This window comes from Streptomyces sp. NBC_00461, from assembly GCF_036013935.1.
Lineage (GTDB): Bacteria > Actinomycetota > Actinomycetes > Streptomycetales > Streptomycetaceae > Streptomyces.
Genome location: NZ_CP107902.1, coordinates 6,976,493 through 6,988,036 on the forward strand (window position 1 = coordinate 6,976,493; position 11,544 = coordinate 6,988,036).

At 68.6% G+C, this 11,544-nt stretch carries 13 protein-coding genes; 11 read left to right on the forward strand and 2 right to left on the reverse strand.

Annotated elements, in window-relative coordinates; translation table 11 throughout:
* The first annotated feature begins 86 nt into the window (after nt 1-86).
* The 8 genes from OG870_RS32655 (at nt 87) to mutM (ending at nt 8,225) form a co-directional block, all read left to right on the forward strand.
* Nucleotides 87-3,119, forward strand: coding sequence for a helicase-related protein (locus OG870_RS32655; protein WP_266590230.1), 3,033 nt, complete (start codon nt 87-89; stop codon nt 3,117-3,119).
* A gap of 80 nt (nt 3,120-3,199) precedes the next feature.
* Nucleotides 3,200-3,787, forward strand: a complete 588-nt coding sequence (gene rsmD, locus OG870_RS32660; RefSeq protein WP_266522104.1) for a 16S rRNA (guanine(966)-N(2))-methyltransferase RsmD — start codon at nt 3,200-3,202, stop codon at nt 3,785-3,787.
* Between the two features lie 26 nt (nt 3,788-3,813).
* Nucleotides 3,814-4,293: a pantetheine-phosphate adenylyltransferase gene (gene coaD / locus OG870_RS32665; protein ID WP_266523777.1), complete on the forward strand. Its 480-nt coding sequence runs from the start codon at nt 3,814-3,816 to the stop codon at nt 4,291-4,293.
* A gap of 75 nt (nt 4,294-4,368) precedes the next feature.
* Nucleotides 4,369-5,442 (forward strand): DivIVA domain-containing protein, encoded by a 1,074-nt coding sequence (locus tag OG870_RS32670; RefSeq protein WP_266522106.1) that lies wholly within the window; start codon nt 4,369-4,371, stop codon nt 5,440-5,442.
* A gap of 131 nt (nt 5,443-5,573) precedes the next feature.
* Nucleotides 5,574-6,233: a YceD family protein gene (locus OG870_RS32675; protein ID WP_266590232.1), complete on the forward strand. Its 660-nt coding sequence runs from the start codon at nt 5,574-5,576 to the stop codon at nt 6,231-6,233.
* A gap of 2 nt (nt 6,234-6,235) precedes the next feature.
* On the forward strand, nt 6,236-6,409 hold the full coding sequence (gene rpmF / locus OG870_RS32680) for a 50S ribosomal protein L32 (protein ID WP_007493396.1): 174 nt from the start codon (nt 6,236-6,238) through the stop codon (nt 6,407-6,409).
* A 7-nt stretch (nt 6,410-6,416) separates the two neighbouring features.
* Nucleotides 6,417-7,256, forward strand: coding sequence for a ribonuclease III (gene rnc / locus OG870_RS32685; protein WP_266522110.1), 840 nt, complete (start codon nt 6,417-6,419; stop codon nt 7,254-7,256).
* A gap of 84 nt (nt 7,257-7,340) precedes the next feature.
* Entirely contained in the window at nt 7,341-8,225 is an 885-nt protein-coding gene (gene mutM, locus OG870_RS32690; protein ID WP_266522112.1) for a bifunctional DNA-formamidopyrimidine glycosylase/DNA-(apurinic or apyrimidinic site) lyase, read from the forward strand.
* On the opposite strand, the gene OG870_RS32695 is transcribed toward mutM, so the two are convergent.
* Complete coding sequence (locus OG870_RS32695) at nt 8,198-8,599, reverse strand: winged helix-turn-helix transcriptional regulator (RefSeq protein ID WP_266592510.1); 402 nt, start codon at nt 8,597-8,599, stop codon at nt 8,198-8,200. The two genes, mutM and OG870_RS32695, sit on opposite strands and share 28 nt — an antisense overlap.
* Before the next feature lie 132 nt (nt 8,600-8,731).
* On the opposite strand from OG870_RS32695, the gene OG870_RS32700 reads away from it, so the two are divergent.
* Nucleotides 8,732-9,313 carry a flavodoxin family protein gene (locus OG870_RS32700; RefSeq protein ID WP_266522114.1) on the forward strand — a complete coding sequence of 194 codons (582 nt, stop codon included), beginning with the start codon at nt 8,732-8,734 and terminating at the stop codon, nt 9,311-9,313.
* Nucleotides 9,314-9,320: 7 nt separating this feature from the next.
* On the opposite strand, the gene OG870_RS32705 is transcribed toward OG870_RS32700, so the two are convergent.
* On the reverse strand, nt 9,321-10,427 hold the full coding sequence (locus OG870_RS32705; RefSeq protein ID WP_266590234.1) for a CAP domain-containing protein: 1,107 nt from the start codon (nt 10,425-10,427) through the stop codon (nt 9,321-9,323).
* Between the two features lie 169 nt (nt 10,428-10,596).
* On the opposite strand from OG870_RS32705, the gene OG870_RS32710 reads away from it, so the two are divergent.
* Both OG870_RS32710 and OG870_RS32715 read left to right on the forward strand, forming a co-directional pair.
* Entirely contained in the window at nt 10,597-10,878 is a 282-nt protein-coding gene (locus OG870_RS32710) for an acylphosphatase (protein WP_266522118.1), read from the forward strand.
* A gap of 382 nt (nt 10,879-11,260) precedes the next feature.
* A complete protein-coding gene (locus OG870_RS32715) occupies nt 11,261-11,470 on the forward strand; it encodes a hypothetical protein (RefSeq protein WP_266522119.1) in 210 nt (69 codons plus the stop codon).
* The last annotated feature ends 74 nt before the right edge of the window (nt 11,471-11,544 follow it).

Consider the following 11,544-nt stretch of genomic DNA (forward strand, 5'->3'; position numbering starts at 1 on the left):
GGAGCACGTCATCCTACGGCCGGAACGAGCCGTCTGACCAGGGGTTTCGGGAGACGTATACGGCTATGTCAGTGGTGTGGTGTGCAATGGATCTCGTGCCCGCACTGGAAGAACCGCTGAAGAAGGTGCTCGGACCACCCACCGCGAAGGTGATGGCCGAGAACCTCGGCCTGCACACCGTCGGCGACCTCCTGCACCATTACCCGCGCAGATACGAGGAGCGTGGCCAGCTCACCCACCTCGCCGACCTCCCCATGGACGAGCACGTCACGGTGGTCGCCATGGTCGCCGACGCCCGCCTGCACACCTTCGCTTCCTCGAAGGCCCCTCGCGGCAAGGGTCAGCGCCTGGAGGTCACCATCACCGACGGCAGCGGCCGTCTCCAACTGGTCTTCTTCGGCAGCGGTGTTCACAAGCCCCACAAGGAACTCCTGCCGGGCACACGCGCGATGTTCGCGGGCAAGGCCTCCGTCTTCAACCGCCGCCTGCAACTGGCCCATCCGGCCTACGAGTTGCTGCGAGGCGACAGCGAGGAGACGGTCGAGACCTGGGCCGGCGCCCTCATCCCCATCTACCCGGCCACCGCCAAACTGGAGTCCTGGAAGATCGGCAAGGCCCTCCAGACGGTCCTGCCCAGCGCCCAGGACGCCGTCGACCCCCTTCCGCCCACGCTCCGCGAGGGCCGCGGCCTGATCACCCTCCCCGAGGCCCTCCTCAAGATCCACCGCCCGCACACCAAGGCCGACATCGAGGATGCCCGCGCCCGCCTGAAGTGGGACGAGGCCTTCGTCCTCCAGGTGGCCCTCGCCCGGCGCCGCCACGCCGACTCCCAACTCCCGGCGGTCGCCCGCAGACCCAAGCCCGACGGCCTCCTGGCGGCCTTCGACGACCGCCTCCCCTTCACCCTCACCGAGGGTCAGCAGAAGGTCTCCAAGGAGATCTTCGACGACCTGGCGACAGAGCATCCGATGCACCGGCTGCTGCAGGGCGAGGTGGGTTCGGGCAAGGCACAGCCACTTGACTCCCTCGTGCTCACTCCTGCCGGATTCCGCCTCATGGGCGACATGGCGGTGGGGGACGAGGTCGTCGTGCCGGACGGCGACATCGCGCTGATCGACGGCGTGTTCCCGCAAGGGGAGCGTGAGGTCTGGCGCTTGGTTCTCTCCGATGGAAGCTCCGTCGAGTGCGACGACGAGCATCTCTGGATCGTCGGTACGAGCAGTGGATGGCAGCGAGGCCAGAGCCCCGAGGTCATGACGACGCGAGAGCTCCGGCTGGACACGTTCACAGCCGACGGATCCTCGAAGTGGCACCTCCCGGCAGCCGCCCCGGTCGATCTCGGAGGCGACTCGGCGCTGCCGCTCGATCCGTATCGGTTGGGCCTCCGGCTGGGAGACGGGTCATTGCCCGGGGAATCCGTCCCGGACGCCTTCAAGAACACTTCGGTCAAGAACCGTCACGCGCTGCTGCAGGGTCTTCTGGACGCCGATGGCACCGTCGGCGAGGACGGCTTGGGCATCTCCCTGTACTCGGCCTCGCGCGGCTTCGCCGACGACGTCGCCTGGCTGGTCCGGTCGCTGGGTGGCCGGGCCCGTGTGCTGTCGGAGGAATTCGCCTTCAGGGTCTCGGTGGCCCTGCCTGACGAGTACGCACCGTTCCGGCTCACCCGCAAGGCCGAGCGCGTGCGCCCGGGTCCCGGACAGGAGACGTTCCGGCGAGGCATCCGTGCCGTCGAGTACGTGGGACGAAAACCCGTGCAGTGCATCAGCGTCGCCCACCCGAGCCACGCCTACGTCACCGACAACTTCACGGTCACCCACAACACGATGGTGGCTCTGCGCGCCATGCTCGCCACGGTCGACGCCGGTGGTCAGGCCGCCATGCTCGCGCCGACCGAGGTCCTCGCCCAGCAGCACCACCGCTCGATCACCGAGATGATGGGCGACCTGGCCGAGGGCGGCATGCTCGGCGGAGTGGAGCACGCCACCAAGGTGGTGCTGCTCACCGGCTCGATGGGGACGGCCGCGCGCCGCCAGGCCATGCTGGACCTGGTCACCGGTGAGGCCGGAATCGTGATCGGCACGCACGCGCTGATCGAGGACAAGGTCCAGTTCCACGACCTGGGCCTCGTCGTCGTCGACGAACAGCACCGCTTCGGCGTCGAACAGCGCGACGCCCTGCGCGGCAAGGGCAAGCAGCCCCCGCACCTCCTCGTCATGACGGCCACCCCCATCCCGCGCACGGTCGCCATGACCGTCTTCGGCGACCTCGACACGTCGGTCCTCGACCAGCTCCCCGCCGGCCGCTCCCCGATCGCCAGCCATGTCGTCCCCGCTGCCGACAAGCCCCACTTCCTGGCCCGCGCATGGGAGCGGGTCCGCGAGGAGGTCGAGGGCGGCCACCAGGCGTACGTCGTCTGCCCCCGCATCGGCGACGACATCGACGAACAGGCCGACCCGAAGAAGTCCGGCAGGAAGAAGGCCCCCGAGGACGAGGCCGAGAAGCGCCCCCCGCTCGCCGTCCTCGACGTGGCCGGCAAGCTCTCCAAGGGCCCCCTTCAGGGCCTCCGCGTCGAGGTGCTGCACGGCCGCATGCACCCCGACGACAAGGACGCGGTCATGCGCCGCTTCGCGGCCGGCGACACGGACGTCCTGGTGGCCACCACGGTCATCGAGGTGGGGGTCAACGTCCCGAACGCCACGGCCATGGTGATCATGGACGCCGACCGCTTCGGCGTCTCCCAGCTCCACCAGCTGCGCGGCCGGGTGGGGCGAGGTTCGGCGGCCGGCCTCTGCCTCCTGGTCACCGAGATGCCGGAGGCGAGCGCCGCCCGCCAGCGCCTCAACGCCGTCGCCGCCACTCTGGACGGCTTCGAACTCTCCCGTATCGACCTCGAACAACGCCGCGAGGGTGACGTCCTGGGCCAGGCCCAGTCCGGCGCCCGCACGAGCCTCCGCGTCCTGGCGGTCATCGAGGACGAGGAGGTCATCGCGGAGGCGAGGGAGGAGGCGACTGCGGTGGTGGAGGCAGATCCCGAGCTGACGGCGCTTCCGGGCCTGCGCACAGCCCTGGACGCCCTCCTGGACGAGGAAAGGGAGCAGTACTTGGAAAAGGGCTGAACCGGACCCACCGAGGGGCGCGGGGAACTGCGCGACCAGCCACAATGAACCTTGAACCCGCCCACGACCAAGGACCAAAGATGACCCGCGTGATCGCCGGCGCAGCCGGCGGACGTCGCCTAGCCGTCCCACCCGGCAATGGAACCCGCCCCACCTCCGACCGAGCACGCGAAGGTCTCTTCTCCACCTGGCAGTCCCTCCTCGGCGGCCCTCTGGCAGGCGAACGAGTCCTCGACCTCTACGCGGGGTCAGGCGCCGTAGGCCTGGAAGCCCTCTCCCGCGGCGCCGGCCACACCCTCCTGGTCGAGGCGGACGCCCGCGCCGCCCGCACGATCCGCGAGAACGTCAAGAGCATCGGCCTCCCCGGCGCCGAGGTGCGGGCCGGCAAAGCCGAACAGATCATCCAGACTCCGGCGCCGGCGGAGCCGTACGACATCGTCTTCCTCGACCCCCCGTACGCCGTCACGGACGACGATCTTCGCGAGATTCTCCTCACACTCCGCTCGGGGGGCTGGCTCGCGCCGGAAGCCCTCGTCACCGTGGAGCGCAGCACCAGAGGCGGCGAATTCAGGTGGCCGGACGATTTCGAAGCGATCAGGGCCCGTCGTTACGGCGAGGGAACGTTTTGGTACGGTCGCGCCGCCTCTACGTGCGAAGACGCACGATGACCGGACCGGAGAGCGAGGGATCACTAGTGCGCCGCGCCGTCTGTCCCGGGTCGTTCGACCCGATCACCAACGGACATCTCGACATCATCTCCCGCGCCTCACGTCTGTACGACGAGGTCTATGTCGCGGTCATGATCAACCAGTCGAAGAAGGGCTTGTTCGAGATCGAGGAGCGGATCGACCTCATCGGCCAGGTCACCGCCGAATACGGAAACGTGAAGGTCGAGGCATTCCACGGCCTCCTCGTCGACTTCTGCAAGCAGCGCGACATCCCCGCCATCGTCAAGGGCCTGCGCGCCGTCAGCGACTTCGACTACGAGCTGCAGATGGCCCAGATGAACAACGGGCTCTCCGGCGTGGAGACCCTCTTCGTGCCCACCAACCCGACCTACAGCTTCCTGTCCTCCTCGCTCGTCAAGGAGGTCGCGACCTGGGGCGGAGACGTCTCCCACCTGGTCCCGCCGCTGGTCCTCCAGGCCCTCAACAAGCGCCTGCGCAAGGACTGATGGGGCCGAGGGGCTGATGGGGCTACAGTCGTTCCGTCCGTCTCCAACACATCGGCAGAGAGTGGCGAGCACACGGTGGACGTGCAGAAGAAGCTCGACGAGATCGTCGCGGCGGTCTCCAGTGCCCGGGCCATGCCCATGTCGGCCTCGTGCGTGATCAACCGCGCCGACCTGCTCGCCCAGCTCGAAGAGGTGCGCGCGGCCCTGCCCGACTCCCTGGCCCAGGCGCAGGAACTGATCGGCGGCCGCGAGGAGATGGTCGAGCAGGCCCGCCAGGAGGCCGACCGGATCATCGGCCAGGCGCACGCCGAGCGCGGCTCGCTGATCTCCGACACCGAGGTCGCCCGCCGCTCCCAGGCCGAGGCCGACCGCATCCTGACCGAGGCCCGCCAGGAGGCCGAGGAGGTCCGCGCCGAGGCCGACGACTACGTCGACTCCAAGCTCGCCAACTTCGAGGTCGTCCTCACCAAAACGCTCGGCTCCGTCGGCCGCGGCCGCGAGAAGCTGCTCGGCACCGGTCCGGGCGTCGACGAACAGGGCTACGAGGACGAGGACGCCCCCGAGCGCAGCCACGACCCGGAGACCCTGCGCAAGGACGCCGACGCCTACGTCGACGTCAAGCTCGGTGCCTTCGAGGCGGTCCTCGCCAAGACCCTGGAGGCCGTCGGCCGCGGCCGCCAGAAACTGCACGGCCGGATCGCCACCGACGACCTCGGCGCCCTCGCCGACGATGCCTCCGCCCTGCAGCACTCCAGCGACGCCGACTACCTGTCCGACCTCGCCGCCCTCACGCAGCAGGAGACCACCCAGGCCGAGCAGTCCGCCCAGCAGCGGGCGTACACGGAGCCACAGCCGGCATACGGCTACCAACAGCAGACCGACCCCTACGCCGGCGGTTACCAGCAGCAGGGCTACGGCGGACAGGACGCGTACGGCTACCAGCAGGCCGATCCGTACGCGTACCAGGGCTACGACGCCCAGCAGGCGGCGTACGACCCGAACCAGGGGCAGCAGGCGCACCAGGGGCAGCAGGGCCACCAGGCGCATCAGGACCACCAGGCGTACGCCCTCGACGAGACCAGCCTCTTCGACACCGGCATGATCACGCCCGAGCAGCTCAGGGCGTACGAGCAGGGCCGAGGCCAGTAAGGAACCACCGGATTGGGCCGTGAGGGAAAGGTCCAGTATCCTGGCTCTTCGGTCGCGTGTACGTCCGCGATCTGCGCTGCCCGGCAACACCGAGGGCAGCGTCCCTCTGAGCTCGAAGATCGAAAGCAGGAATGGCTCTGAACGCCCGCCTCGACCACCGCAAGCCTCTCGTGTTCGACACACACGAGCTGGGGCGGCGGCCCGGTGCGCTGCAGCGCCTGACCCGCCAGATCGACGCTCCCAAGGATCTCGGGATCGCGGGAGTCATCGGAGTGCCGGAAGGCGCCCCGCTGGAGCTCGCACTCCGGCTCGAGTCGGTCATGGAAGGGGTGCTTGTCACAGGCGCCGCCCGTGCACAGGCCGAGGGGGAGTGCGTAAGGTGTCTGGAGCCGCTAGAGCTGGCGCTCGAAGCGGAATTCCAGGAGATGTTCTCGTACCATGACGCCGACGATCGGGGCCGCCCCAAGGCGGAGCCGACCGACGACGCCGAGGGATCAGCAGAAGACGAGGACAGGCTCTTCATCGAGGACGGATTGTTCGACCTCGAACCCGTGCTGCGGGATGCGGTGGTGCTCGCACTGCCGATGCAGCCGGTGTGCCAGGACGACTGCCTGGGCCTGTGCTCCGAGTGCGGAGCGCGGCTCACGGACGACCCGGACCACCACCACGACGCCGTCGACATCCGTTGGGCGGCACTGCAGGGACTCGCCGGTTCACTCGAAGATGGCGAGAAGGACGAGATGAGCGGCGCTGACGCGGAAGCGGGCGTCGACGAGAAGCAGGAGAAGTAGCCGTGGCTGTTCCGAAGCGGAAGATGTCGCGCAGCAACACGCGCCACCGCCGGTCGCAGTGGAAGGCTGCGGTCCCCACCCTGGTTGCGTGCGAGCGCTGCCACGAGCCCAAGCTGCAGCACATTGCGTGCCCGTCTTGCGGCACTTACAACAAGCGCCAGGTCCTCGAGGTCTGAGCGGCTGGTGAGAGGCACCGTGTCCACTGCCAAGAAGGCGGATGACGCCAAGGCGGACCCATCCGCCAAGAAGAAAGCGGACAACACGGCCTCGTCCCACACGCTTCTGGAAGGGCGGCTCGGGTACAAGCTCGAGTCCGCCCTTCTGGTGCGTGCGCTGACCCACCGTTCGTACGCGTACGAGAACGGCGGTCTGCCGACCAACGAGCGGCTGGAGTTCCTCGGGGACTCCGTGCTGGGCCTCGTGGTCACGGACACGCTGTACACCACCCACCCCGACCTGCCCGAAGGCCAGCTGGCCAAGTTGCGGGCCGCGGTGGTCAACTCGCGTGCGTTGGCGGAGGTCGGTCGTGGTCTCGACCTGGGCTCCTTCATCCGGCTCGGCCGGGGTGAAGAAGGCACAGGCGGCCGGGACAAGGCGTCCATCCTCGCCGACACCCTTGAAGCGGTGATCGGCGCGGTCTATCTCGACCAGGGCCTCGACGCGGCCTCCGAACTGGTGCATCGCCTGTTCGACCCGCTGATCGAGAAGTCCTCGAACCTCGGAGCCGGCCTGGACTGGAAGACCAGCCTCCAGGAGCTCACCGCGACCGAAAGCCTCGGCGTGCCCGAGTACCTGGTCACGGAGACCGGCCCCGATCACGAGAAGACCTTCACTGCTGCCGCCCGCGTCGGAGGCGTCTCGTACGGCACCGGCACCGGCCGCAGCAAGAAGGAGGCGGAGCAGCAGGCCGCCGAGTCCGCCTGGCGGTCCATCCGGGCCGCAGCGGACGAGCGCGCCGAGAAGGCGGCGGCCGAGAAGGCCGCCCTGGACGGCGACGAAGGCCCGACGTCCGTCTCTGCCTGACGAACAGCGCCTCCTGAGCAGCGCCCGTCCCCGCCGCGGGGCGGGCGCTGCGTTCATCCACAGCGTTTTGGTACGGGGGTTGTGATGCCCGAGTTGCCCGAGGTCGAGGTCGTCCGGCGCGGCCTGGAGCGGTGGGTCGCCCACCGGGTCGTCGCCGACGCCGAGGTGCTGCACCCGCGTGCCGTACGCCGTCACATCGCCGGCGCCGACGACTTCGCGCACCGCCTCAAGGGGCATCGCTTCGGTGTCCCGAGCCGCCGCGGCAAGTACCTGTGGCTCCCCCTGGAGGACACCCAACAGTCTGTCCTGGCGCACCTCGGCATGAGCGGCCAGCTCCTGGTCCAGCCGACCGCGGCTCCCGACGAGAAGCACCTCAGAATCCGCGTGCGGTTCGCGGACACGCTGACATCAGCCGCTGCCGCGGCGGGTGCCACTGAGCTCCGCTTCGTCGACCAGCGCACCTTCGGCGGGCTGTCGTTGCACGACAACACCCCCGACGGCCTGCCCGACGTCATCGCGCACATCGCGCGCGACCCCCTCGACCCGCTGTTCGACGACGAGGCCTTCCACCAGGCCCTGCGCCGCAAGCGCACCACCATCAAACGGGCCCTGCTGGACCAGTCGTTGATCAGCGGAGTAGGCAACATCTACGCGGACGAGGCGCTTTGGCGCGCCCGCGTCCACTACGAGCGCCCGACGGCCGGCTTCACCCGCCCGCGCACGGCCGAACTCCTCGGCCACGTAAGGGATGTGATGAACGCGGCGCTCTCCGTCGGCGGCACCAGCTTCGACAGCCTCTACGTCAACGTCAACGGGGAGTCGGGCTACTTCGACCGCTCGCTCGACGCGTACGGCCGTGAAGGTCTGCCGTGCAAGAGGTGCGGTACGCCGATGCGCAGGCGTCCCTGGATGAACCGGTCCAGCTACTTCTGCCCGAGGTGTCAGAGGGCGCCGCGCGCCGAGTCGTAACGCTCCCGCGAGGCGAGGACGTCGTCCATGCGGCCCTCCACCAGGTGGATGAGGCCCAGCAGCCGCTCGGCGACGTCACGGCCGAGCGGGGTCAGTTCGTAGTCCACGCGGGGCGGGTTCGTCGGTTGCGCCTCGCGGTGCACCAGCCCGTCGCGCTCCAGCGCGTGCAGGGTCTGGGCCAGCATCTTCTCGCTCACGCCGGCAACGCGTCGGCGAAGTTCGTTGAAGCGCAGCGTGCCCTCGTACAGAGCGCCGAGCGTCAGCCCGCCCCAGCGGCCCGTCACGTGCTCCAGGGTGCCGCGCGAGGGACAGGCCTTGGCGAACACGTTGTACGGGAGGTCGTCCGCCTCCGTGTGCTCCTGCGGGGTGTCCATCCCAGTGTCCATCCCAGTGTCCATTCCTCAAGCGTACTCGAACGCAGCGCTAACCCGTAGATTGCACTAACTAGAAGTTAGTGCTTTTCTTTGGTTACCGCCTATGAAGTGTCTATTTCAGGAGCGCACATCGTGACCACCCCCGTTGTCTCCATCGCCTACCACTCCGGCTACGGCCACACCGCCGTCCTCGCCGAGGCGGTCCGCTCCGGTGCCGTCGAGGCAGGTGCCGAGGTGCACCTGATCAAGGTCGACGAGATCACCGACGAGCAGTGGGCGCTCCTGGACGGCTCGGACGCCGTCGTCTTCGGCTCGCCGACCTACATGGGCACGGCGTCCGGCGCCTTCCACGTCTTCGCGGAGGCGTCATCGAAGCGCTGGTTCGGGCAGGACTGGAAGGACAAGCTGGCAGCCGGCTTCACCAACTCCGGGTCCAAGAGCGGCGACAAGCTCAACACGCTGCAGTTCTTCCAGGTTCTCGCCGGGCAGCACGGCATGCACTGGGTCAACCTCGGCCTGCTGCCGGGCTGGAACAACAGCGAGGGCTCCGAGCACGACCTCAACCGCCTCGGCTTCTTCGCCGGCGCCGCGGCCTCGACCAACGTCGACGAGGGCCCGGACGCCGTTCACAAGGCGGACATCCAGACCGCGGAGCACCTGGGCCGCCGGGTGACGGAGACGGCGCGGGTCTTCCTGCTGGGCCGCGCCGCCTGACCGGTTTCTAGTAGCCGAAGTCCTGCGTCCACCAGGGGCCGCCGGTCCCGAAGTGCACACCGACCCCGAGGGTCTTGAAGTCGCAGTTCAGGATGTTGGCGCGGTGGCCGGGGCTGTTCATCCAGGCGTTCATCACCGCGGCCGCGTCCGCCTGGCCTCGGGCTATGTTCTCGCCGCCGAGGTTGGATATGCCGAGCTTCGACGCCCGGTCCCAGGGCGTGGCACCGCTGGGGTCGGTGTGGTCGAAGAAGTCCTCGGCGGCCATGGCCTTGCTGAAGGTCTCGGCCAGGTCCGACAGGGTGCTGTTGGCGGACACCGCGCTGCAGCCGACCTTGGCCCGCTCCTCGTTGACCAGCTTGAGCACCTCCGCCTCGGCGGCGGCCTCCGCGGAGACCCTCACCGGGGCGGTGGTCTCCTTCGGCGGCTTGGTCTCCTTCTTCGAGGGCGTCGTCTTCGGCTTCTTGGACGGGGTCGCCTTCGGCTTCTTCGTCGGCGCCTCGGTCGGCGCCGCCGAGGACGTCGACGGGCTCGGCGACGGCGAGGCCGAGCGGTGGGCGTCGCGGCTCGTCGAGGACCCGCCGTCCCGGCCGTGGACACTGCCGGACGTGCCGCCCTGCTCGCTCGCCGAGTTGGTCGGCGTGCTCGCGGCCTGCACCTTGTCGCCGCCACCGCCGCCGAGCTTGTAGTTGTCGAGGCCGGGCATCGAACCCGTGGCGACCGCGACCGTGCCGATGGCGACAGCGGCGGAGACGCCGAGCAGACCGGTCTTCACCGGCGTCGCGGCCCTCTTCTTGCGGCGACGCGACCCACTGCGCCCGGAGCCCTTGCCGGACGACGGCCCGCGCTCCGGGAAGACCGTGGTGTAGTCGTCCTCCGTGGCGAACAGATACGCGGCACTCCTCGCGGAGGACTCGGCGTACTCCTCGGCCTTCAGATAAGGCGCGATCCCCAGGACGGGCTGCTCGTCACCCGCCGCCAGGGCCTCCGGCGGGTCATAGCTGTACGAGTACTGCTGGGGGTCATAGCTGCTCGTGTACGAGCCGTCCCTTCCTGTGACCCCCGTGGCGCGGCCCGTGGCGGCGCGGCCGGCGGCTGAGCGTCGGTGGCGTCCCATGTTCTGGCCTTCCTCGTCCTGGCGGCCAACCCACCCGATATGATCTTGCGGGGTGGCCTAACTCACTCGATCGAGTGAGTTTCATATGAGATTCATTGGGTGGGGACGGTACCGCATGGCGCCAGAGGAGGAAGTGTCCCGAGAGACATTGGCCCGTTAGGTTGCACTCATGAGCGAGGATGTGCGACTGGTCGCCTGGGTGCGGGGACGCGTCCAAGGTGTGGGTTTCCGCTGGTTCACGCGGGCCAAGGCCCTTGAGCTCGGCGCCCTGAGTGGTTTTGCTCTCAATTTGGGGGACGGACGGGTCCAGGTGGTCGCCGAGGGCCCGCGCGAGCGGTGCGACGGGCTCCTCGACTGGCTCCGTGGCGACGACACGCCCGGCCGGGTCGACGGTGTCACCGAGATCTGGGACACACCCCGCGGCGGTTACGACGGCTTCGCGATCCGCTGACCACATTCCGTGAAGAGGCCCGTGCGGAAGCGTAAGAACATGCCATCAGCAGCTGCCTGGAGCGGAAATTGCCTGGTGGTTGTCAAGAACCGCTTGTCGTGGCAGGCTCCGCACCTAAGAATGATCGCCACGCCCCGAGGGCCCCGCTCCAGTCGCAGCGCCGCCGGTTCAGGCCGCGCGACCCTGGGTTGCCCGCCAATACGGGGCGTGATCGTGTTGACCGTCAAACTTTTTGGTGAGACGCTGAAAGCACCCCGCGCACCTTAGCTGTTTGGCATGGATGAACGGCAGCAAGAACTCAAGAGTGTCAAGCACCGCGGGTGCGATTCCCTCACGACCCACACCGCTTCGGTCGGTCACTCAGTGTGGAGGACCATCCATCATGGCAAAGGCGCTTCTCGGTTACGTCGGCGGCTCCGACCCTCGACTCCTCGCCGAGATGCGACGGCTCCAGCAGCGCGTCCAGGACCTGGAATCCGAACTCGGACGAATCCAGGCGGAGAACGACGCGCTCGCGGCTGCCGCTTCTCACGACAGGATCATGGAGAGCATGAGCATCGACGCACACCAGGCGGAGCCTGCGCTCACCTGATCACTGCATCGCACCACGACAGCAGTGGTTGGGCCGCCCGTATCAACCGCTAAGTTGTCAGAGTTTCAGAGTTC

Bases quoted from the DNA above. Each gene is read 5' to 3' on its own strand.
- OG870_RS32655 (WP_266590230.1), top strand. From the start codon at position 87: ATGGATCTCGTGCCCGCACTGGAAGAACCGCTGAAGAAGGTGCTCGGA.
- OG870_RS32695 (WP_266592510.1), bottom strand. From the start codon at position 8,599: ATGGACACCCCGCAGGAGCACACGGAGGCGGACGACCTCCCGTACAAC.
- rsmD (WP_266522104.1), top strand. From the start codon at position 3,200: ATGACCCGCGTGATCGCCGGCGCAGCCGGCGGACGTCGCCTAGCCGTC.
- OG870_RS32705 (WP_266590234.1), bottom strand. From the start codon at position 10,427: ATGGGACGCCACCGACGCTCAGCCGCCGGCCGCGCCGCCACGGGCCGC.
- OG870_RS32715 (WP_266522119.1), top strand. From the start codon at position 11,261: ATGGCAAAGGCGCTTCTCGGTTACGTCGGCGGCTCCGACCCTCGACTC.
- OG870_RS32675 (WP_266590232.1), top strand. From the start codon at position 5,574: ATGGCTCTGAACGCCCGCCTCGACCACCGCAAGCCTCTCGTGTTCGAC.
- OG870_RS32710 (WP_266522118.1), top strand. From the start codon at position 10,597: ATGAGCGAGGATGTGCGACTGGTCGCCTGGGTGCGGGGACGCGTCCAA.
- mutM (WP_266522112.1), top strand. From the start codon at position 7,341: ATGCCCGAGTTGCCCGAGGTCGAGGTCGTCCGGCGCGGCCTGGAGCGG.